The 21282-nt window shown below is 64.7% G+C and carries 23 protein-coding genes; 11 read left to right on the top strand and 12 right to left on the bottom strand.

Going from position 1 to position 21282, the window contains the following annotated elements; all coding sequences use genetic code 11:
• Positions 1 to 254 precede the first annotated feature (254 nt).
• Entirely contained in the window at positions 255 to 725 is a 471-nt protein-coding gene (gene nikR / locus BMY35_RS27795; protein WP_093206236.1) for a nickel-responsive transcriptional regulator NikR, read from the top strand.
• A gap of 83 nt (positions 726 to 808) precedes the next feature.
• Positions 809 to 2893 carry a TonB-dependent receptor gene (locus tag BMY35_RS27800; protein WP_256229818.1) on the top strand — a complete coding sequence of 695 codons (2085 nt, stop codon included), beginning with the start codon at positions 809 to 811 and terminating at the stop codon, positions 2891 to 2893.
• A gap of 527 nt (positions 2894 to 3420) precedes the next feature.
• Here the strand turns inward: BMY35_RS27800 and BMY35_RS27810 are convergent.
• Complete coding sequence (locus BMY35_RS27810; RefSeq protein ID WP_093206281.1) at positions 3421 to 3741, bottom strand: helix-turn-helix domain-containing protein; 321 nt, start codon at positions 3739 to 3741, stop codon at positions 3421 to 3423.
• Between the two features lie 209 nt (positions 3742 to 3950).
• Here BMY35_RS27810 and BMY35_RS27815 point away from each other — a divergent pair, with 209 nt between their 5' ends.
• A complete protein-coding gene (locus BMY35_RS27815) occupies positions 3951 to 4523 on the top strand; it encodes a helix-turn-helix domain-containing protein (protein WP_093206282.1) in 573 nt (190 codons plus the stop codon).
• Between the two features lie 255 nt (positions 4524 to 4778).
• The gene (locus BMY35_RS27820) at positions 4779 to 5192 is read left to right on the top strand and encodes a hypothetical protein (protein WP_143080757.1); all 414 of its coding nucleotides are present in this window, start codon (positions 4779 to 4781) and stop codon (positions 5190 to 5192) included.
• A gap of 41 nt (positions 5193 to 5233) precedes the next feature.
• Here BMY35_RS27820 and BMY35_RS38870 read toward each other — a convergent pair whose 3' ends face one another.
• Complete coding sequence (locus tag BMY35_RS38870; RefSeq protein ID WP_371287197.1) at positions 5234 to 8227, bottom strand: CapA family protein; 2994 nt, start codon at positions 8225 to 8227, stop codon at positions 5234 to 5236.
• Positions 8228 to 8646: 419 nt separating this feature from the next.
• On the opposite strand from BMY35_RS38870, the gene BMY35_RS27840 reads away from it, so the two are divergent.
• Positions 8647 to 9210 (top strand): hypothetical protein, encoded by a 564-nt coding sequence (locus tag BMY35_RS27840; protein WP_256229821.1) that lies wholly within the window; start codon positions 8647 to 8649, stop codon positions 9208 to 9210.
• 71 nt (positions 9211 to 9281) lie between these two features.
• Here the strand turns inward: BMY35_RS27840 and BMY35_RS27845 are convergent, their stop codons facing one another.
• From BMY35_RS27845 to BMY35_RS27855, 4 genes are read right to left on the bottom strand one after another with little or no spacing between them, the layout of a single operon-like run.
• The gene (locus tag BMY35_RS27845) at positions 9282 to 9761 is read right to left on the bottom strand and encodes an SRPBCC family protein (RefSeq protein WP_177213717.1); all 480 of its coding nucleotides are present in this window, start codon (positions 9759 to 9761) and stop codon (positions 9282 to 9284) included.
• Positions 9758 to 10099, bottom strand: a complete 342-nt coding sequence (locus BMY35_RS27850) for an ArsR/SmtB family transcription factor (RefSeq protein WP_093206241.1) — start codon at positions 10097 to 10099, stop codon at positions 9758 to 9760. Before BMY35_RS27850 ends, BMY35_RS27845 begins: the two co-directional genes overlap by 4 nt.
• Positions 10099 to 10317, bottom strand: a complete 219-nt coding sequence (locus BMY35_RS38875) for a glutathione S-transferase family protein (protein WP_256229823.1) — start codon at positions 10315 to 10317, stop codon at positions 10099 to 10101. Before BMY35_RS38875 ends, BMY35_RS27850 begins: the two co-directional genes overlap by 1 nt.
• Positions 10314 to 10754, bottom strand: a complete 441-nt coding sequence (locus BMY35_RS27855) for a glutathione S-transferase family protein (RefSeq protein WP_256229824.1) — start codon at positions 10752 to 10754, stop codon at positions 10314 to 10316. Before BMY35_RS27855 ends, BMY35_RS38875 begins: the two co-directional genes overlap by 4 nt.
• Positions 10755 to 11506: 752 nt before the next feature.
• Between BMY35_RS27855 and BMY35_RS27860 the strand changes: the two genes are divergently transcribed.
• Complete coding sequence (locus tag BMY35_RS27860; protein WP_093206242.1) at positions 11507 to 12514, top strand: hypothetical protein; 1008 nt, start codon at positions 11507 to 11509, stop codon at positions 12512 to 12514.
• A 495-nt stretch (positions 12515 to 13009) separates the two neighbouring features.
• On the opposite strand, the gene BMY35_RS27865 is transcribed toward BMY35_RS27860, so the two are convergent.
• Positions 13010 to 13390, bottom strand: a complete 381-nt coding sequence (locus BMY35_RS27865) for a winged helix-turn-helix transcriptional regulator (protein ID WP_093206243.1) — start codon at positions 13388 to 13390, stop codon at positions 13010 to 13012.
• Between the two features lie 71 nt (positions 13391 to 13461).
• On the opposite strand from BMY35_RS27865, the gene BMY35_RS27870 reads away from it, so the two are divergent.
• The 3 genes from BMY35_RS27870 (at position 13462) to BMY35_RS37925 (ending at position 15328) form a co-directional block, all read left to right on the top strand.
• Complete coding sequence (locus BMY35_RS27870; RefSeq protein ID WP_256229825.1) at positions 13462 to 13893, top strand: DoxX family protein; 432 nt, start codon at positions 13462 to 13464, stop codon at positions 13891 to 13893.
• 11 nt (positions 13894 to 13904) lie between these two features.
• Complete coding sequence (locus BMY35_RS27875; RefSeq protein ID WP_093206284.1) at positions 13905 to 14645, top strand: SDR family NAD(P)-dependent oxidoreductase; 741 nt, start codon at positions 13905 to 13907, stop codon at positions 14643 to 14645.
• A gap of 392 nt (positions 14646 to 15037) precedes the next feature.
• The gene (locus BMY35_RS37925; protein ID WP_143080759.1) at positions 15038 to 15328 is read left to right on the top strand and encodes a hypothetical protein; all 291 of its coding nucleotides are present in this window, start codon (positions 15038 to 15040) and stop codon (positions 15326 to 15328) included.
• Between the two features lie 490 nt (positions 15329 to 15818).
• On the opposite strand, the gene BMY35_RS27885 is transcribed toward BMY35_RS37925, so the two are convergent.
• Positions 15819 to 16370 carry a metallophosphoesterase family protein gene (locus BMY35_RS27885; RefSeq protein ID WP_256229826.1) on the bottom strand — a complete coding sequence of 184 codons (552 nt, stop codon included), beginning with the start codon at positions 16368 to 16370 and terminating at the stop codon, positions 15819 to 15821.
• A gap of 343 nt (positions 16371 to 16713) precedes the next feature.
• On the opposite strand from BMY35_RS27885, the gene BMY35_RS27890 reads away from it, so the two are divergent.
• On the top strand, positions 16714 to 17049 hold the full coding sequence (locus BMY35_RS27890; RefSeq protein ID WP_256229827.1) for a nuclear transport factor 2 family protein: 336 nt from the start codon (positions 16714 to 16716) through the stop codon (positions 17047 to 17049).
• Between the two features lie 64 nt (positions 17050 to 17113).
• Here BMY35_RS27890 and BMY35_RS27895 read toward each other — a convergent pair whose 3' ends face one another.
• From BMY35_RS27895 to BMY35_RS27910, 4 genes are read right to left on the bottom strand one after another with little or no spacing between them, the layout of a single operon-like run.
• Positions 17114 to 17716, bottom strand: coding sequence for a class I SAM-dependent methyltransferase (locus tag BMY35_RS27895; RefSeq protein ID WP_093206245.1), 603 nt, complete (start codon positions 17714 to 17716; stop codon positions 17114 to 17116).
• A gap of 9 nt (positions 17717 to 17725) precedes the next feature.
• The gene (locus BMY35_RS27900) at positions 17726 to 18484 is read right to left on the bottom strand and encodes a PIG-L deacetylase family protein (RefSeq protein ID WP_093206246.1); all 759 of its coding nucleotides are present in this window, start codon (positions 18482 to 18484) and stop codon (positions 17726 to 17728) included.
• On the bottom strand, positions 18472 to 19482 hold the full coding sequence (locus BMY35_RS27905) for an acyl-CoA dehydrogenase (RefSeq protein WP_093206247.1): 1011 nt from the start codon (positions 19480 to 19482) through the stop codon (positions 18472 to 18474). The genes BMY35_RS27900 and BMY35_RS27905 overlap by 13 nt, the downstream gene beginning before the upstream one ends.
• A 47-nt stretch (positions 19483 to 19529) precedes the next feature.
• Positions 19530 to 20144 carry a Dps family protein gene (locus BMY35_RS27910; protein ID WP_093206248.1) on the bottom strand — a complete coding sequence of 205 codons (615 nt, stop codon included), beginning with the start codon at positions 20142 to 20144 and terminating at the stop codon, positions 19530 to 19532.
• A gap of 219 nt (positions 20145 to 20363) precedes the next feature.
• Between BMY35_RS27910 and BMY35_RS27915 the strand changes: the two genes are divergently transcribed.
• A complete protein-coding gene (locus BMY35_RS27915) occupies positions 20364 to 21083 on the top strand; it encodes a glycosyltransferase family 2 protein (protein WP_093206249.1) in 720 nt (239 codons plus the stop codon).
• Positions 21084 to 21282 lie beyond the last annotated feature (199 nt).

The following is a 21282-nucleotide window of genomic DNA, read 5'->3' on the forward strand; positions in this document are numbered from 1 at the left end:
TGCTGGTGAGCGGCCGACTGCCTTGCGTACGCGCGACGAAAGTTTGATGAACTGTTGCGCGACGGCGGGCACAGTACGGTCGCGACGGCAGGCGCCTGCTTACCCGAATGCGGCGCGTCACCCCTCGTCGCGTGACCTCAACTTAGAGTTCCGGATCGAACAAGGTAAGCGTCTGCAGTACACGCCTTCATTTCTAAGGAGAAGGTGAGTGGATCTGGGCCTCTATGATGCGTGCGCGCAAAGGAACCGCTGCCATGGAACGCTTCACCATCTCCCTCGACGACGAACTCGCCCGTCAGTTCGATGAGTTCATCGCCGGCAAGGGGTATGGCAACCGCTCCGAGGCCGTGCGCGACCTGATCCGCTCCCGCCTGGGCAGCGCCACGCTCGACAGGCCTTCCAAGCGCCCAGCAGCCTGGTGTGTGGCGAACGTGAGCTATGTCTACGACCATCACGAGCACACCGTCACCACCCGGGTGATGGACCTGCAGCACGATCACCATGACCTGGTGATCACTAGCCTGCACACCCACCTGGACCACGACCATTGCCTCGAGACGGTGGTCCTGCGGGGGCCGGCCGAGGCCGTGCAGGCCTGCGCCGAGCAGCTGGTCGCATTGCGCGGCGTGCGCCACGGCAACGTGCACCTCGTGCCACTCGACGTCAGCGAGCCGCACGCACATGGCAAGAGCAAGCCGCATCGCCACCTCAAGCCCATGAACTGAGCTTGTGCGCCGAATGGCGTATTCGGCGCACGCCTGTATGTATGAATAATTTCCAATTGTTCTTACAACAAGAGGGAATCCACGTGCGCGCCATCCTCCGACGCTCTCCGGGCCTGTTCATAACAGCCTTGCTCACCGGCGCCCCGGCATGGGCGCAGGACAGGCATCTTCCCGAGGTTGAGGTCCGTGGGCCGCGTGATGCCACCATCGGCTCGGCCGACAGCGCCAGCGAGGGGGCAGCCGAGAAGGAATCGTTCCAGGCGCGCCCCAAGCTGCGCCCGGGTGACATCGTCGAAGCGGTGCCCGGTGTGGTGGCCACGCAGCATTCGGGCGACGGCAAGGCCAACCAGTACTTCCTGCGTGGCTTCAACCTCGACCACGGCACCGATTTCGCGGTCACGGTCGACGGCATGCCGGTCAACATGCCCACGCACGGGCACGGCCAGGGCTTCGCCGACCTGAATTTCTTGATTCCCGACCTTGTATCAGGCGTGCGCTACCGCAAAGGACCGTACTTCGCAGACAGCGGTGACTTCTCACTGGCCGGCAGCGCGTCGCTCGACTACGTGAGCGCGCTCGGCGTGCCTTTCGCAGAAGTCACGCTCGGGGCAAACAACTTCCGCCGCCTGCTCGCGGCCGGTTCGCGCACGGTGCAGGACCAGACCTGGCTGGGCGCGGTCGAGCTGGAGGGCAACGACGGCCCCTGGGACACGCCCGAGCGCCTGCGCAAGGCCAACGCGGTACTGCGCTATTCCCAGGGCTCGCAGGTTCGCGGCTTCACGATCACCGGCATGGCCTACCGGAGCCGCTGGACCTCGACCGACCAGATTCCCGAGCGACTGGTCGACAGCGGCGAGCTCTCGCGCTTCGGGTCCATGAACACCACCGATGGCGGCAAGACGCGGCGCATCAGCCTGTCGGGCAAGTGGTTCGACAACAGCCCCGAGGGCCAGACCCAGATCAGCGCTTATGCCATCGACTACCGTTTCGACCTGTTCTCCGACTTCACCTACTTTCTGAACAACCCGGAGCTGGGCGACCAGTTCGAGCAGACCGACCGCCGCCGCGTCTTCGGTGCACAGGCCTCGCACAGCCGGCCCAACAAGATCGCAGGTCTCGACGGCATCCTGAGCTTCGGCGCACAGTGGCGCGGTGACCGGATCGGCGAGGCCGGGCTCTACAACACCGTGGCGCGCGAGCGTATCTCCACGGTGCGCAATGACAAGGTGTCGCAGGATCTGTTTTCGATCTACGGGCAGCAACTGGTGAACTTCAGCGACCGGTGGCGTGGCTACATCGGTCTGCGAGGGGATGCGCTGCGCTACCAGGTCGATGGGCGGGAGCCGGTCTACGGCCCCTTCAACAGTGGCCGTGGCCGCGACTCGCTCGCCAGCCCGAAGGCCGGACTGGCCTTCACCGTCACGCCAGAGCACGAGCTTTACCTAAACGCTGGCGTGGGGTTCCACAGCAACGACGTGCGCGGCGCTACGATCAGCGTCGACCCGCAAAGCGGCTTGCCGGCCGAGCGGGTTCCCGCGCTCGTGAAGGGGCGCGGCGCCGAGATCGGTTGGCGCTTCCAGCCGAACGAGAACTTCACGTTCACCACGGCCCTGTGGCAGCTCAGGCTCGACTCCGAACTTGTCTATGTGGGCGACGCGGGCACGACGGAACCCGGCCGCGCCAGCAGTCGCCGCGGGATCGAGGCAACGATGCGCTGGAAGGTCGATTCGCGCTGGCGGCTTGAGGCCGACGCGGCGCTGTCGCGTGCGCGTTTCCGAGGTGTAGCCCCGGAGGGCGAAGGCAACTACATCGACAACGCGGTGGAGCGGGTTGTCGCGGCTGGCGTGACCTACACGGACGGCCCGCTGACAGCGTCACTTCGCCTGCGGTACATGGGGCCACGCGCGCTCGACACGCTCAACAGCGTGCGCTCTCGTGCGACGACGCTGCTGAACTTCGGCGCGCGCTATGCGGTGAACAAACACCTCACGCTCGGCCTGGACGTGTTCAACCTGGCGGGCAGGAAGGGCAACGACATCGAGTACTTCTACGCCTCGTGCAGCGCAGGAAACGTGGCGCGCGGTGACTGCGGCAGCGGCATCGATGGCAAGCACATCCATCCGATGGAGCCTCGCAGCGCGCGGGTGAGCGCGCGCTGGACGTTCTGACGGAATAGAGCCCGCAGCACTGTGAACAGCCAGCAAACGGGTAGCTGCGCAGTGATCTCTGTCATTCCTCGCCAGTGGCTGTATTCACGCCCCCTAACGCATAGTTGTCCCCGAGACCGGAAGCTTGCCGCCGCACAAGCGGTCGCTATTGAACCATCGGCGGTCTTTCGCAGACGGGCTAGGCGAGGCAAGCGCTCCATACGAGAGTGACGGGGAATGGCCACCGCCGTAAGCACGTCACGGCGATTGCTCTCCCACTTGTCGCGCTTCCAAACCTCGCGGCCAACTCCGGCCATGATGGCTCCGCGCAGATTTTGAATCTCTTCTTCCGCCCGTTGGCGCCACCGACGTCAGGCGCCACCGCGGTTACGCTGCTCAGCCCCTGAAATCCCCTTACATCCACCCTTACATCGCAAAAAAATCAGATCAAAGAAAAAGAGTTTGCTATCGAATAGATAGCAAACTCCTCAATGACTGCGGATTTTTTTATGGTAGGCCGTGCTGGGCTTGAACCAGCGACCAACGGATTATGAGTCCGCTGCTTTGCGCACACCGTCGGCGTCTTGTCGTTCGGCGAGGGCTGCCTCGGTTTCGAGGAGTAGCTCGCCAGCAGTGCGACCAAGGGCCTCTGCGATTCGCAGAATCATGGCGAGCGTTGGCATGTGCTCGCCGCGCTCGATTTTCCCCAGATGTGACCGTTCGATGCCTGCCTGATGCGCCAGGGTCTCTTGCCCGACCCCATCTGCTGTTCGAAGTGCTCTCACAACCGCGCCAAAAGCTAAGGCAGGGCCAACCTCAAATGTCGTCGCCCCTGGCGGCCTTCCTCTCCGAGTCACTTGCTTCTGCATGGACAAGAGGCTCGGGTAGAGAGACAATTAAAACCACGTTATCTTTAACTCATTTGCATTGCTTTGAAGGCTTTGATGAACTGCGCATCGGCGGCGCCGATGAAACCCCAATGACGCGTCGACAAGTTACTTCTCCGTTCCCGATGCCCCGGGCACTGCGCCTGCCGGCTTCGGTGACGCGTGTGCGGCCTCGGCAGCCCGAGCCCGTCGTGCGGAGCCTGTCGGCGGCACGGATCGGTGCGCAGGTGAGGGCGCTGCGCATGGCGACGGGCGTATCTGGCGGTGCGCTGGCTTTGGCGTCGGGGATTTCCTCCTCGATGCTCTCGCGCATCGAGCGGGGGCTGGTCTCGCCTTCGGTGGAGACCCTGGAGAGGCTCGCGCAGGGTCTGCATGTTCCGATCTCGCGATTCTTCTGCGACCAGGCGCGGCGTACGGACTTCTGCCATGTGCGGGCAGGCCATGGGGTGCTGGTCGACCGCATCGGGGCGGTGGCGGACTACCGTTACGAACTGCTGGGCCACCTGCTGTCGGGCAACCTGTTCGTCGAGCCCTATCTGGTCACGCTGCTGCCGGGCGCCGATCCCTACGTGACTTTCCAGCATCCTGGGTTGAAGTTCCTGTACTTCCTTTCCGGGGAGGTGCGCTACCGCTACGGCGCCAAGGTGGTGGAGGTGAGGGCAGGGGACGCGCTGCTGTTCGATGCGACTGCGCTGCACGGCATCGAGGCGATCGAGGTCCAGCCGGTGTCATACCTGTCCGTGGTGTTCACGCTGAGGGAGTAAGCCTGCCTGCGGGACTTTATCTCGTGCCGATCGAAGCCAGAACCTGCGCGATGTCGCTCGCGCTCATGCTTCGCGTTCTTGCCAGCCGTGGCCGCGGCGATGCTCGGCATGCTGAATATCGCTGATTTGCGATAGCGGCATTTCGAGGTGTATCGATCCGAGGGCGCTGCACAGACGCGTCGAGTCTTGTCTTGCCCTTTCGTGCCCTGGACGCCAAGCAGTTATGCTTTCATCGTTGGGATCAGAGGTAGAAACATGAGTCTTCGCCTAAGTACTTGGGGTTGCGCTGTCGCGGTGCTGGCACTCTCGGGCTGCACCGCGTATCCAACCGAGGTCACATCAGAAACTTTCGAGACTGCCATGCAGGGGCGATACGATCCCTCCAAGCAAGCGCTTCTGGCCGATTGCATCTTCGACGGATGGGACACCGTGATGAACTACGCAATTCCATCGCAGGCCAGGCTTGTCAAGCGAGCGTGGGGCTACAGGGTGGACGCCATATCGCTGACCAACAAGCTCCTGATCGCCGAACTGCGCGACGACGGCGCGTTCTCCGTGGCACGCATGAAAGAAAGAAAAATGGTCACGACGTTGAAACTGGAACTCGACGCCGCGACCGCGTGCCTGAAGCGGTATGGCGCGAGTGTTTCGGTGGTCGAGGGCAACTGAGGTCGCACCTCCTGGGGGCCTGGTGAGCGGCCTGCTCCCCACTACTTGCCGGCAGCGCATTCTCTCGCCTGGGCCAGGCCCGCGTCCGCCCGCAGATTGTGGTAGCTCGGCGGTACACCTTCCGCCTCGCGCAACACCACGCGGTGCCCCGCACGCTTGAGCGCTTCGGCGAAGCGTGCCTGCAAGGCAAATGGCGTAACGGAGTCCTGCGGATCTCCGATCACGTACACCGTGCGGTTGTCGTCGCGCACGATGCCATCGATGTGGTCCAGGGGGTCGTACATCCTGGCGGCCAGTTGCACTTCACGCGGCGGGGACGGCCCAAGGGGATCGTTGCCGCGCTGCATACGCCACCGCTCCAGGTAGGCGAAGGTCGACGAGGTCATGACTGTGCAGCGCACGTCGGTGCGCCCCATGGTCAGCAACGCGGCTGCAGCCGTCGCACCGCCGCTGTGCCCCCAGAGCACAAAGCGTTCGACACCGTAGCGGCGCTTGAGTGCGTCGAGTCCCGCGTTCAGTGGGGCGAACTCCTCGGCCATGCGCCGGCGCTGGTGGTGATCGCCCGACGAGCCGTAGGTGCCAGGGCGAGCCAGCATCACGACCGGGATGCCCGCACGGCGCGACAGCTGCGTGTAACGTGCGGTCAGCGCTTGAGAGGTGTTGTCCTCGATCTGATCCCAGGGCTTGGAGAGCATTGCGTCGCGATCGCCTGTCATGTAAACGACCAGCGTAGGTGCCCGATTCAGGCCTTCGGGAGCGAAATAGCGCAGGCAGGCGTCGCCGGAACTCAATGGCAGCCACAGGTAGCCGTCTTCGTCCGGGCAGGTCTGCCGGTTTGCCGGCTGCCCCCAAGGCAGGGGGGCATTGGAGAGCTGAAGGCCATGCGCGGTGAGGGTAAGCGCACAAAGTGCACCGATCACCAGCGCTCGTCGGGGGACAACAGAAGAAGGCTTCATGAAGCCTTCATTGTGTCCAGCTGGAGCACGGTCGAGCGTGTCGTGCGCGACATACAGCACGGGCGCATCGCGCATCGGGATGTGCTTGGCGCCGGAGACCACCGAGCGCACAGACCACCCGGGTGGCGGTTCGACGGTCCATGTCCCGCCTGTGATGGCCGCCAGTTGCGCCGCGTCCCACGTCTGGCCATTCGTGCTGCTCAGCAACCCGGCGTCGAACTCGGTGCGGTATTCCGGTGGCGCATTGGCTTCCGGGGTGGCCTCCTTCCCGGGCACTGCCAGCTCGAAGAACACGTCGAGCGCCTGCACGTGCTGCCGCTCTCGCTGCAGGACGAGGGCTACCTCCAGCTGCAGTCGGCCGTTGACCAGGTCCTTCTGTTCGGGAGGCCGCAGCGGGCAGTAGTCGCGGTAGATCGTGCCGGGCTGCCACTGCGACGTGGGCATCAGCCAGTCGCACGGGTCGTGGTCCATGCCGAATCCCCAGGGCGGCATCGTCGACTCGCCGAGCGGCTTGGCGCGCAGATCGATGCGGTGGTCGCGGGTTAGGGGCTCGTCGCAGCGCCAGAAGGTTTCCACCCAGATGTTTCGACGGTTGGTGATGGGGTCGTCCGGGTGCGCAAGCACCCCGAGGAGCGTGAGCGGACCGATGCGCAGGGGGGCTGGCAGTGCGGCAGCCGTGGGCACTTCCTCTCGCGTGCAGCTTGCAGGCACCGGGCGCGGGCGCCGCACGGCACGAAGGTCATAGCGTACCGGCGCTGCTTGCTTTGTCGACGCCAGAGGTTGGAGACCGGTCTGCTCTCGCGGTGTTGGGGTCAAGTCGATCGCCGCCGTCCCGTCGGGGCGGCACTGCAGCTCGACGCCGAGTTCGGCGCAACGCGCGATGTAGCGCTGCGCGGCAGCCGTCGCAGTAGCGCCTTCCCGCTGGGTGCTTTGCCCGAAGCCCACGTTCACCGGCACGAACACCAGGCGCTCGACGCCGCGGGCACCGATCTCCAGTTCGAACACGCCACTGTCGCTGTCGCTGCGCCGTGCATCGAACAGGAGGTCGCCCGCATCGTGGACGATGGGGCGGCCCCGGTGCAGTTCGATGCCGTGCAGCACATGCGCAGAAGCGCCCAGCACGGCGTCCGCACCGGCGTCGATGATGGCGCGCCCTACGGCGGACTGCCGGGCATCCGGCCGCGCCGCGTGGTTCTCGCCCCAGTGCACCGCGACCAGCACCACGTGCGCCTGCGCGCGTACTTTCGCGATCCGGGGGGCGAGGCAGGCGGTCCATTGTGCCGGATCGCCCAGTGGCAGATGGGCACTGCCGGGGGCGTCGGCGCTCGCGGCGAAGCGAGGCTGCGTCGCGTCGAGCGAGAAGACGGCCACGTTGTACGGCCCTGCGGGCAACACGGCCGGCGTCAGGGCGGCTTCGAGGTTGATGCCGCTGCCGGCCTGCGCGATGCCGGTGGCGCGCAGCCAGCGCAGATGCTCCCGCAGGGCATCGGGGCCGTAGTCCCCGGAATGGTTGTTCGCCGTCGTGACCAGGTCGACGCCGGCAGCCGTGAGAACCTCCAGCATCTCCGGGCGGGCCCTGAAGTAGTACGGTCCGCCTTCGCCCTTGGCAATGCAACGCTTGCCTCCTGTGGCCACCACGCATTCGAGGTTCACGATGCTGAGGTCGGCCTGTGCGATCGCGCGCACCGGCGCGAGCACGCGTTGCATGCCCAACCGCGTGGCCATGTAGTGCTGGCGACGACCCAGGTTCACGTCACCGCCCCAGAGCACCACAGGTCCCCTGCGCTCCGGCCGCGGTGCGCCTTGGAGGTAGTGAAGGTAGGCCACGTAGCCCGACAAGTAGTGCTCCACGTCGTCGATGCGCACGCGGTAGCTATGGTGACGGATGAAGAAGCTGCCCGCGATGCGCGCCGGATGCTCGAAGAACATCGCGAGCTCCGGCCAGAAATGGCCGTTGAGCAGATAGCGTGCGCGGAACTCGAGCGCGCGGTGGAACTTGTCGAGGTCGAAGCCCTGCAGCAGATGCGCATGCGCAGGATCGGCCTGCAGCCGAACGATCATCTTCTGCGCCGCCATCATCAGTTCGAGCAGCGTCGGAAATCAACAGGGCGATCCTCGGCACAGGCTCGACACACGACCAACAAAACGTCCGAGGGCGTCCGGTTTCATCCACCGGACGCCTTTTTCATTGGGAAACCGGGCGAAACTTCTAGCTCGAGAGCGGCGCTGGCGGATGTTTTGCTAGATGCTTGATTCGGCCCAGCGCGAACTGGTCTCCCGCGCCGGGCGGGCTCAGGCCGTGGCCGCCTTGCCCCCGCGCATCTTCGGGAGCACGAGCGACGGGGCGACGGACAGGGCGCGGGTGACGACCAGCGAGGCAACGCACAGACGTTCCGCAGTCCATACTGCGGTGCGCCACCCACGGTTGCGCTTGACGTATTTCGGTCCGAGCCGGGGCCGATGGCCCTTGCATTTGCTCCCCCCACATGGATTCATCGATGAAGAGACTGCTGCCGCTGCTCCTGTCTGCCTTGTTCGTGCTGTTCGCCTGCCAGACCCGAGCCGCACCACGCGATCCGTACTCGGCAGGCGAGGCGCAGGCGCTGCTCATGCAGCTTGGTTCTCATGTGATGGTCATCAACTCCGACCTGACCCTGATCAGGAAGAAGCCGGCGCGCGAGCTCGACCTGCTGACCTACTACCCGCTGCCCAAGGCCAAGGTCGACGAGTACAGGCGGAACGGCCACATCGTCAACAGGAACGACGACATCGCCGACTTCGCCACCTACCGAGTCAAGGACTACGAGCTGACGAACGAGAAGCACGAGAAGCTCCAGATGAAGAACGACATCGCCGCGTCGCCACTGCAGGATTTTTCGCTCTGGACCTACGACCAGGTCCTATGCAGCCAAAGAGGCTTCTACGTGAAGCTGGACAAGACCTTCGAACGCGTCAGGGGACACATCACGCTGGTGTTCGAGATGCCCGGAAACGTCTCACGCGAGATTCGGGTCCCGGTTGATCTCTCTATCGCGGACAAGGATCCGCGGCCCGGTATTTGAGCTTCGGGTCATCCGGGCATCGGCGTGTGATTCGGTGCGCGACGGCTGAGCGCCAGGCGCCTCGCCTTTCGTCAGCGCTGCAGATAGGCACTGAGCTTGTCGATGATCTCGCGGCTGCCTCGCTCCCGGCTGCCGTTGTCATCGAAGCCATCGAGGAACGCGCCCTGTTCTGTCATGATCAGCTGAGTCCCCGTGCCCGACGCCTTGAACTCGAGGGTGGCCAGTGAGATCGAGATCTTGCGTCCGTCCAGGTGCATCTCGTAGGTGTAGACGATCCGCTCTCCAGGAATGATGTCGAAGTAGGTCGCGTCGAACTCGGTCACCATGCCGGTTTTCCATTTGCCCTTCAGTCGCTCGCGGCCGCCGACCTTGAAATCCATGGTCCGCTCGACGATGTCCCAGTTGTCATTGGGCGCAGTGAACCAGCCGTTCTTGCCCTCGATGCTCGCGAATGCGTCGAACACCCGCTGCGGCCTCACGTCCGCATAGGTGCGTTCGATGGTGAAGACTCCGTGGGACACGCTGCGGTTTTGTTCGGTCTGATTTGTCAATTTGATTCTCCGTCTGGGAAGTGCTTGAGGTGTTCGCCGAGGCGGTCGAGACGCTGGTCCCACTCCGCCCGACGCCGGTTGAACCACATCTCGGCAAGGCTGAGCGTGGCGGTATCTATGCGGCAGGTGCGTACCCGTCCGATCTTCTCGGAGCGCACCAGGCCGCTGGCCTCCAGCAGCGCCAGGTGCTGGACGACGGCCGGCAGCGACATCGCGTAGGGTTCGGCGATCTCGCTGACAGTGGCCTGGCCGCGCGACAAGCGCTCCACGATGTCGCGCCGCGTCGGGTCCGCGAGCGCCTGGAACGTCAGGTCGAGATTGGCGCTCGCGTGTGGCATCAGCCGTTCCTCAGGGGGAAGTACTGGAAGTAGGGTTCGGCCTCGGCCAGCACGCGGGCCACGCTGGGTCGCGCCTTCAGGCGACCGAGGTAGGCCGCGAGTTCGGGCCATTCGGTCAGGCCGACGGCGTGGTCGGCGTAGAACAGCGCCGGCAGCGCCGCGCAGTCGGCCATGGTGAAGGACTCGCCCATGGCCCAGGGCCCGCTGCCGCTGATCATGGGGGCGACGAGGTCATAGCCCGCTCGGATCTGGCGACGCGCCTGTTCGACGCCGAAAGGATCGTGCTGACCATCGGGGCGCAACCGTTCGGCAACGACCTGTTGGAATGGCGCGTGGATGTAGTTGTCGATGAGTCGATCGAGCAGGCGGGTCTGCATCGCCAACTCGGGATCCCCGGCACCAGGGACGCGGCGCGGGGCTCGGTGCGCGCCAGGTAGTCGATGACGACGCTCGACTCCGGGATCGTCTTGCCTCGCGTGTTGTCGCGCAGCACGGGGAACTTGGCCAGCGGCCAGACCGCCTGGAAGGCGGCACGGTCGGCTGGATCGCCGAGATTCACCAGCCGCGCCTCGAACGCGATGTCGGCTTCATACAGCGCGATCAGCGCTTTCCAGCAGAAAGAAGACAGCGGGTGGTAGTAGAGGGCAAAGGACATCGCTGGCCTAAAACTTAAGAAGATGCTTAAGTATCTGGGCTGGCCGGCGAAGCGTCAAGCGGTTTGCGGGTGGCACAGAACGGGCCAGCATGTTCCGTGGCCTGGTGTGCCTGGTCGCGGACGTGGCTGCGTCTCCACGGCTGAGAGGGCGGTGCCGGCTCTCCACCGGATGTGGATGAAGTTGCACTCGGGATGTGGGACACCCGAACTAGCATGTGCCGAGGTGGTGACCGTACGGGCACCACCGATGCGTCGTCGCCAGATCGTTGCGACTCCAGCGCGCCCATTCGGCGTGAGGGGTGTAGGGCCCTCTCTCAACATGCGCACACAGGAGTGCGACTCGTTGAGAGGGCGCTTGCCACCGCGCCAAGCCGGCAATTCTCCAAAGCAGGAATCTTGCGATTCGCGTTCATAGCGTGTGTCTGACTGGTCGGTACCCACAGGTTCTCGTTGGCCTTGGCTCTGGCGAGCCATGGGCTCACCAACGAACAACGACATCGACGGGCGCTCTGCAGTCGGGATATCGAACGCGACATCGAAAGAGTTGGCGCCGGGCCTCACCGGCCGTCGTGGCGGCGTTCGAGGCGGACTGGCTGCAGGCTGAAGGAGCGGGGCAGGCTGGACTCTTTCGTCGTTTCAGCGGCAGACACGCATCCATCCTGGCGGCGTGCAGCACCGAAATGGCGGCACGCAACCTTTGCCTCTGACGAGGCCCATCCAAAGAGAAGTCCCATTCAAGGAGGTTCGAAGATATGAAGTTGAAACTGGTTCTTACCGCTGTCGCGGCCGCGGTCCTCGTCGCTTGCGGTGGCGGGGGAGGAGGCGGCGGCGGATTTTCCTCACTGCCCATGGGATCCGTTGCGCCGCCGGATTCTGGCAGTACGCCAGCGCCTTCTCCGGCGCCGTCTCCCGCCCCCGCACCTGCTGCGGCAGCACGCACGTACATGTACGAGGCGCTGTCGCCCGCTGCCGACAAGGATGCGTTCCTCGGTCATCTCAATGCCGAGGGCGCACGGAGCTTTCGCTTTCTCACATCCCTGGCTTTTGTGTCCGGGCAGAACGTCAGTGCCGTCGAGACCTATGTGAAGGATGGGAGTGCAAGCTACGTCTACGAATTGCTGGATACCACCACCAATCGCAGCGCGTTCCAGGCGCAACTCGATGCACAAGGCGCACGGGGATTCCGCTGGGCCGGCTCCTATGCGGTGGGCGGTGCGAGCGTCACGCTCTACAGAAAGGAAGACGCCGGCACCTATTCGTATGTTCTCACCACCGCTTCCTCGAGCAGTGCGGGCTTTCTTCAGGAGGCCAATGCACAGGGTGCAAACGGCTACCTGAACTTGGCGCCGGGCTTCATGGTCGGCACGGAAACCGTGGCCATCTACGAGAAGGGCAGCGCCGGCGGTGCGCGCTACGTCTACGAATTTCCCTCCTCGCCAGGCAGCGATGCGGATCTGTTGGCCCAGCTCAATGGGCAGGGCGCACGTGGCTTCCGGTTTCGTTCTCCGTACAGCTTCTCAGACCGCAGCGGCCTGCTGTATGTGCAAGACGGCAGCCAGTCGTCCACTTTCAGCTTCTCTGCGCTGGATCCGGCTGACGGCAGTGCCAAGTGGATGGAGCAGGTCAATGCGCAGGGGGCGCAGGGCCATGGACTGATCGGGGACTACATGATGCCAAGTGGTCACGCCAAGAACCTCTTTTTTGCGGCCGCCAATTGCGCCGGCGAACTTTGCAATTCGACTTCTCTTTTTGGTCGATAGGCTCAGCCAAGTGATTCCTGGGGAGCGCGCCTTCCCAGGCATCGGCGGGGCGATCCCTCTGCTGCCGGTGGTGTGATTTCCATCTAAAACTGACCCACGTCGTAACCCCGGCCTGCCGCTTTCAGCGGCGGGAGCACAGGAGTGATTGACGTGGCGACACTGAGTGTCATCAGACGTTGGGCCTTGCTGGGCCACGGCGTTGTTGAGCTCGCGCACTGGGCGGCTGGTGCCCTTTTGGGGATTTGGGGTGACCTGGGAAATGACAACGCCCTTCAGGTGTTCGTATGCCAGCCGTTGCGACAGTTGCTCGATGCCCGCTCCCGAGTACGCGAAGAGCGGCGCGGTGCCGCCGCTGATGCGATTGGCCTCGACGAAAGCATCTGTTGGAGCGCCGAGGCGATCAGCGCAAAGACGCACAGCGTCATCGCGGAGGCGCCGCCCCGCGGAGCGTCGATGGCCGCGGACGTCATCAGGCGCTCGCCTGGTCTACCGCATCTAGCTTCCCTTGGCCTTGCGACCGCGCGCGGTCGACTTCACCGGGACGCTTTTTCCATGCTCGTTCCACCAGGCCGTGAGCGCCTGCATCGTCGGACCGAGTCCCCGGGCCTTCGATGTGATCTCGTATTCGACGCGGGGCGGCACTTCCGCGAAGACGGTGCGCGACACCAGGCCATCCGCCTCGAGCTCGCGAAGCTGCGCCGTCAGCATGTGTTGAGTGATGCCGGGAATCGCCTTTCGCAGTTCCCCGAAGCGGTAGATGCGCTGATTGAGCAGCCACATGATTTCCAGCTTCCATTTGCCCGAGAGCAGCGCGAACGCGCGGCGCATTTCCTCGTGCATGTTGATCTCGGCATTTCCCTTGGTCTGCTTTTCCATACTAGGCATCACTTTTTCATCCTACTTGTGGTTTTCGATGTTAGGCGACATCCTTGCTGCGGATCGATGCAATGACGCTCGATCAGGAAAACCTCATGACTGGAAACTACACATACTGGATCAGCACCGCGTTGCTGTCGCTTCTCTATCTGGCTTCTGCCGCCGCCTACGTAGCCAAGAGGGACTGGGTTCGCCGAGCGCTGGCCGATCTTGGCTACCCTGGCTATCTCGTGCCGGTCCTCACTGTCGTGAAGATCCTGGCTGTGGCCGCGATCCTGTCGCGCATCAGCGTGCCGCTGAGCGATCTCGCCTACGCGGGCATGTTCTATCACCTGCTGCTCTCCGGGCTTGCGCACATTGGTGTGCGCAAGCCCGGCGGCGCCCTGCCTGCAGCGGTGGGCCTCGTGTTGCTCGTCGCTTCGTTCGCAACGCAGAACCTTGCCCGCGATATCCCGTCGCCTGATGCCCTGGCCATGGCGGCGCAGCAAGCAACCCTCAACTGATGGAATTCATCATGACTCGACTGAATGGAAAAGTTGCTCTCGTCACCGGCGCCGGTCGCGGCATCGGCCGCGCCACCGCGAAGCTGTTTGCGGCCGAAGGCGCGAAGGTGGCCGTTGTTTCACGCACTGCCGAAAACGTCGATCGTGTCGTCTCCGAGATCCGGGCGGCAGGCGGCGTTGCGCTTGGCGTGGTCTGCGACATTGCCGACCCCGATCAGGTCAAGGACTCGATCGACAAGGTGGCGGCCACGTACGGCGGGATCGACATCCTCGTGAACAACGCCTTCGATCCGTCGTCCGTCTCGTCATCGATCCTCGAGTTGTCAATCGAGCAGCTGCAGCGCAATTTCGAGATGGGCCCGATTGCCTATCTGCGCACGATGCAGGCCTGCTATCCCCACCTCAAGGCCAGTGGTGAGGGCCGCGTCATCAACTTCGCCTCGTTGGCTGGCGTCCTTGGCTCGGTGGGCTATGGCCCTTACAACATGGCGAAGGAAGCCGTGCGCGCTTTGACCCGTTCTGCCGCACGCGAGTGGGGTGCCGACAAGATCACCGTGAACAACGTGCTGCCGATCGCGGACACCTGGGGCGCGGCGAACGTTCCTCCGCCGGCCAATGCGCTGGCCCGCTACGGATCGCCGGAGGAAGACGTCGCGCCGGTTGTCCTGTTCCTTGCCAGCAAGGATGCACAGTACCTGACAGGGTACAGCCTGACGCCTGACGGTGGCCAGATCATCGACAGCGCCCGTTGAACCCATTCATTCAAAATCGATCTTCAGGGCGGGAGTTCCCGGCTTCGTCTTGCGAAGGACCGGTCCGCGCAACGCCGATGATGGACTTCCGTGTCTCCTCCCTGCACGCACGCCTGTGCGTGACGGCGCAAGGCTTTTCTGCTCGGCCCCTGGAGGTCGAGCGGATTTCCTTCAATCTCTGCTCTTTCCTTTCAGGGATTCGTGAGGCAACTCGCTCGGCCTGTGATTGCGCCTGGAGGCGTCCAGCATTCTTCAGGACGACCGTCAAAAAACCATTTCCTCAGCGTCTGAATTGGTGCGTTCGGAACTTGCGGGTATGTTCATCCCTGCCTGTGCCCACGCCGAGCCATTGATGCGGGATCGCGCGCCCGCGCAGAGTCACGAGGTGTGTCATGAATGAACAGACTTTTATTCACGAAACCCGCTCGGGGCCATGGACCTGCACCATCTATCTATTGAAAAGCAACGAGGGCGACTTCTCCGCAGTGGGGGACATTGCCTTGCGCGGTCGGCATCGATGCAAGCTCGTGCTTTGCCGTCCCGAAATTTCCACCAAAGCAGGCATCGCCATCCTGAAGCAGCAATGTATCTCCTGGATAGAGCAGACCGAGCAGGCAGGCAAGCCGACGCCTCCGGCGTCTCCTGAGCAGATCAGGAAGTCCTCTCCAACCGACCAGCCGTGAAGCCGGCCCAGTGCTCCCGGATCACCGCCTTCAACGTGCGCATGCCTTCCGGATCGCCCTGCCACAGCGCCGAGGAACAGGCCCTGGCTTGCGCCAGCGAGACATCGGGTAGCACCGCAGCATCGGTCACCATCTCGAGAGCAGCATCGGCCTGTCGGCGGCAAAGGCCACAGTCGCCAACTCGGCCACAAGCGGAAGTCCAACGCGACGGGCCATGGGCGAGCGGTGAGCGGCGTATTCACCCGAACTCAATGTTCATCCAGCCACTCGCCGGGTGGCCAGCCTTGTTGTGCTTCTTCGATGAGGTGTCGGCCGGACATCGGTGCTCCGAAAAAGAAAACGAAAGCAGCTTCTTGCCCGTTGGAAGCCCTCTGCATGCGGGAGCAGACTGACCTCGAATATCGTCCCGGGCTTGCGTAGAGGGCGCGTGAACAGGTGCCGCCCGGTGTGTCATGTTGGGCGCACTCGGACGAGAGCGAATGAGCCCGGTCTATGCCGCCGTCCGCACTGGTTCCCCGAGCGCCTCGCGAGGCAACTCGTAAAGGAAAAAGGGTGGCGCGTCGGGCCGCGTGCGCTGCAGCAGCGGCCTGGCGACGTTGTAGACCGGCACGTCGTTGATGGTGCGCGCCTCGAAGGTGCCGCGGTGCGCATGGCCGTGGAAGACCGCGTCCATCGGATAGCGCAGCAGAGGCTCTTCCAGCCGGCTGCTGCCCAGGAACGGGAAGATTTCCGCCGGCTCGCCTTGCACCGTGCCGACGACCGGCGAGTAGTGCAGCAGCGCGATCCGGCGCCGGGTGCGCAGCTTGGCCAGCGCCGACTCCAGCTTCATCGCCTCGTTGAGCGCCTCCTGCACGAACAGCTTGATCGCCGGCTCGCCCCAGGCGCCCAGCGACCCGCGTCCGAAGCCGCCGCCGAAGCCCTTGACGCCGGCGATGCCCACACCCTCGATCTCGCAGATGGAGCCATCGAGCAGCCTGGCGAGCGCCATCACCCAGAAGCCGTCGACGAAGGGCCAGATGCCGCGTTTGTGATATCGATGCACGATGTTCTCTGCTTGTGGTGGCCCATGTAGGCCCGCCACACGGCGGGCTGGCGCGGGCCAGGCTTGCCGGTGGCGCTGACCAGCGGTCATAGCCACGTGCTTGCGAACGACCGCAGCCGGGAATTCGAGCTTCTGTACAAGCCATATCCTGCGCTGGAGCTTCAGGCGTCGTTCGACCGGGCGTTGAAAACAACAGGACGGTGCGAACAGGTCGAGCGGGCATCGGTACAGCCGTCGTAGCCGGGTCGTAGGAAGCAACTGACCCTAACTCTGCGGGTGACCTTGCATCACGGAGTCTGTTGCGACGCGATCGTTGCCCTCCCCAAAATACCAGGAGACGTACGTGCAAGACAACAGTCGCGAGCTCTTCGCTCTTGAAAAGAAATTCTGGCAGTCGATGGTGGACACCGAGACGGACACGGCCATCGAGTTGCTGTGTGAACCAGCCTTCATGGTGAGCTCCCATGGCTCGATGAAGTTCGACCACGCTGGCTATCGAAAGATGGCAGAGCAAGGGGCCATGACAATCGAGTCGTTCGAGCTGAGCGATATGGAGGCCACCTTCCCCAGCGATAGCACCGCCGTGCTGAGCTACAAGGTCCATCAGATTCTGTCGCCGAGAGGAAAATCGGACAGGGTGGAGCAGCACATGGCGGACACGTCCACCGTGGGTCCGTGACGGTGGCGCTTGGCGCTGTGTCATGCACACCGAAGCGCCTGTGTCAGGGTAACGATGACGCGGGTCAGCGGATGCCCTCGCGCTCAGCCACCGAGCGGCCATCGCGTGTCCAGACCTGGAGCACGAAATCTGCTTCCTCATGGAACGCCAGGCGCGCCAGGCCGAGCGAAGCCAGCGCGTCGTGTACCTCCTGTGTGGGGAGCCTGCGCTGTGCGAAGTCTGGCCGCCAGTCGCAGGCCACCAGAGTGCCGTCGGCCGCCAGCGTGTCCTGGCAGCAGGCGGCCAGCAGGTGCATGTCGTTGCGGTCGAGGAAGTAGCCCAGCTCGCTCAGCACGATGAGGTCGAATTGGCCCGCCTCGCGCGGCCAGTCGGCGGGCAGCACGTGGTGCGCAACGTGCGCGTTGGCGAGCTCGCCGGTGCGCTTGCGCGCAATGTCCACGGCATGCGCCGAGAAGTCGCTTGCCAGCAGATGGTCGCAGCGCTGCGAAAGGGCAAGCGTGAGTTCGCCGGCTCCGCAGCCGGGCTCGTAGGCACTCCGGAAGCGCTCTCGCGGCAACGCGGCCAGCAGCAGTGCCCGTTTGCGCGCCTCGTACCAGCGGTGGCGCAGTGCGTAGGGGTCTTCGCTCGCCGCATAGAGCGATTCGAAATAAGGCCGCTGGTCATTCATTGCCGCTGCTCAAAGGAAGACCACTTCGAAGGGGCGCGCCGCGCGCTGGACGGTGGTGGCGCGAAGCACCGGGCCCGAGCCGGTGGACGCATCGCGCCGCAACTGGCTGGTGAATGCCTTGACTGCCATGCGCTTGCGCCGCACGGCCTCTTCGCTCAGCGGGAGCCGAAAGGCGCGCTGCCAGGGCATGCACGCATCGCCGGGACGGGACCAGTGCCAACCCCAGACGGGCACTTCCACCAAGCGGGCGCCCGTGCTCGCAGCCGCCAGCGCGCAGGCCTCGCCGGTCGCCTCGTGGTCGGGGTGGCCGTCCTGGCGCCATGTGGTGAACACCACGTCACCGGGCCGGAGCAAGGAGACGAGCTCGGCCGTGAGCATGGCGCGCAGTTCCTTCAGGCCGCCGTCGGGCAGGCCCAGTCTTGCGGGCTCGATGGCCAGGCCCAGGCAGTGCAGGGCCTTTCGGCTTTCCCGTGGCCGGGTGCGCGCGAGCCGTTCGACGGGCCATTCGGTCGAGCCCCGATGACTGGCAGTGCCGTCGGTGACGGCGATCACTTCAACGGGCCTGCCGCAGTCGGCCAGCAGCGCGAGAAGGCCACCAACCGAGAGCACCTCGTCGTCGGGATGCGGCGCGACAACCACGGCGCGGGCACCCGCCGGAACCAGCTCTTGCGGCTCGATCACAGGCAGTCGCGCGATGCCGGGCCAGCGGCTCCACTCGATCTCGGTCGTGCCTTCACCCCGGATGGCGCGGCGCGCTACAGCGTCCATGACGAAGGCTCTTCTTTCTCGTTCGCGGCGAGCTGGCCCAGCGCCGCAAGATCGCGCTCGGCGTGGCTCTGGCGAAGGAACACGGGCAGATCCGCCATCGCGTGGGCGAAGTGCGGGTCGCGGCACAGCGGGCCGGCGCCGACCGCGCGGCCGGCGTGGTGCATGACGTCGTTGGCCGCCTGCTCGACGGCGAGGCGCGCACGCAAGGCGATGCGCTGTGCGTTGTCTTGGGGGTGCCGGTCGATCCAGGCTGCGGCCTCTCGCAGTTGCGCGGCGGCCGCGGTCAAAGCCACTTCGATGGCACCAATGTGCGCGAGGCGATGGGCGTCCGGCGCTGGTCCCGCGCGCTGATGAACCCCGCGCGCAATGCCGAATGCACCGCCGAACCAGCATGCCGCAATGCCGGCACCACCTTGCCAGAAGCCTGCGCGGTTCACGTAGTCGCCGGGCCGCCCGATCTGCGTGGCCACCGCGCGGTCGAAGCGCACATCGACACTGGCGCTCGCTGCCATGCCGACGGCATGCCAGCCGTTGCCGGTCACTCGTACACCGGGCTGATCCATGGCGACAGCCGCAAGGCACGGTTCGCCGGCCGCGTTCCAGCAGCTCACGACGGCGTGAGTCACGCTCGCGGCGCCCGAGCACCAGGCCTTGGTGCCGGTGAGACGAACGCGGTGGCCCTCTGTCGCGTCGAGCATCACGCGCGCGTCGGGCGGCTCCGCGCACCAGGTGCCCCAGCGCGCAAGCGCAGGTGCGGCCGGCGCAGCGCCGAGTTCGGCAAGGATGGCGAGCGCATCGGTGTGCCCTTCGAACAGCTTCACCAATGAAAGGTCATGGGCCGCCACATCGGCCAGCACACGCCAGCGCGCCAGGGTCCGGCCGGCGCCCGGCTTTGGAAGCGCGTCGATGCCCGCGTCGACGAGGTGCTTCAGCGCGAGGTCGCAACCGTAGCGAAGCTGCAGTTGCCGCAAGGCATCGGCGAGCGCGGGTTCGGACATGTGAAGCAGCGGCTGTCGCGCGGGGCCCTTGGCACCACCAGCCGGCGTCAGGCAGTCACCGGCGAAGCGGCGACCAGGTGCTCGGTCAGGAACCACACCTGCAGTTCGTTGGTGCGAAGCACGTTGCTGACGAACACGTCGTTGCTGCCGGCGTCTCCGGACTTGTCGACCTGCTCAGCCGCATCACGCGCCGAGATGATGATCTGCTCATGCGCCTCGGCCAGTCGGCGCAACTGCACGGCAGCCGGTTCGCGTCCACGGGGCGGTCGTGCGATCTGCGTGGTCTCGGCGATGTCGGGCGCCATGGCGAGCGCGACACCGCCAAGCAGCTGAATTCGTTCGGCGACGATGTCCACCAGCAGCACTTGGCCTTCGTAGTGCTGGTCGTACATGAGGTGCAACTGGTTAAAGGTCGGCCCCACCACCTGCCAGTGGTGCTTCTTGTACATGTCGCGCAGCGTGATCGTGTCGGCCAGGCACTGGTTCAGCAGCGCCACGCTTTGCTTGCAGACCTTCTCCGAGAGTCCATTCGGAAGCTTGATGATCTCGCCGTACCGTTGCGTCTCGTGGCTCTGCTGATGCAGGTTCGGCTTCACCTCCTTTATCGACGACGACGGTGAGGTAGAGGCCGACTTTGACTTGCCGTCTTTCGATGCTGCCATGGGCGTGCTCCTGAGTTTGGAAGTTCAACTCTTCTAGCACCCGTGCCGTGACCCGCGCGTAGTCCATGCGGCCGCGTCGCCCGGCTGTTTTCCTTTCCCTGGATGCCAATCGCCTACAGGGCCCCCGCGCGTCGCCTGACGCGGCATAGCGGGGCCGATCTCTATCTTGGGTACTTGGCAATCCGACCCCGAAACGCACTACGGCAAGAAGGCTCCACCATGCTAGGTATCGTCATCCCGGCGCACAACGAAGAACAACTGATCCGCGGATGCCTGTCCTCGGTGCGCCTCGCATCGCAGCACGCCGCACTGATGGGCGAGCCCGTCGAGACGATCGTGGTGCTGGACGATTGCACGGACGCCACCGGCATCCTGGCGGCCAGTTGCGGCGTCATGACCGTGACCATCCGCGCACGAAACGTCGGCATGGCACGCGCCGTGGGTGCGAAGGCGCTGCTGGCAAGAGGGGCGAGGTGGCTGGCTTTCACGGATGCCGATACGCTGGTTTCCGAAGACTGGCTGGCGGCTCAACTCTCTCTTCAGACAGAGGTCGTGTGCGGAACGGTGTCCGTGCGGGACTGGTCGCCTCACGGCCGCCACGCGGCATTGCTCCAGGCGCATTTCCAGGAGACCTATTCGGACTGCGAATCCCACACCCACGTGCATGGCGCGAACCTTGGCGTCTCGGCTGCGGCGTACCGCCGCGTCGGCGGGTTCCGGCATCTCGCGTGCAGCGAAGACGTTGCGCTGGTGAAAGCGCTGGTCGACGCGGGCTGCAGCGTTTCATGGAGTTCGTTGCCACGGGTTGTGACCAGCGCTCGCACCGATGCCAGGGCGCGCGGCGGCTTTGCGGGCGCCCTGCTGAATGCCGTGGCGCAACGCCTGGCCGAGTCGGCGGGCGCGGCGGCGATGCAACCGGCGATTGCTGCCGGCGCGTGACGCCATGGGCGAAGTCCTTGATCTCGTTCAATGGCCGGCGTTCGTTGCCTCCCTCTCCGCGGCTTGGTTGATCGCATCAAGCGCGAAGCCGCGCAGGAACGTGGGCTTCTGGACTTTCCTGCTCAGCAATGTGCTGTGGACCGTCTGGGCCTTGCACACTTCCGCCACGGCCCTCGTTGCCCTCCAGGTCTGCTTGGCC

Origin of the sequence: Variovorax sp. YR750 (assembly GCF_900109805.1) — a bacterium.
Classification (GTDB): Bacteria; Pseudomonadota; Gammaproteobacteria; order Burkholderiales; family Burkholderiaceae_C; genus Variovorax; species Variovorax gossypii.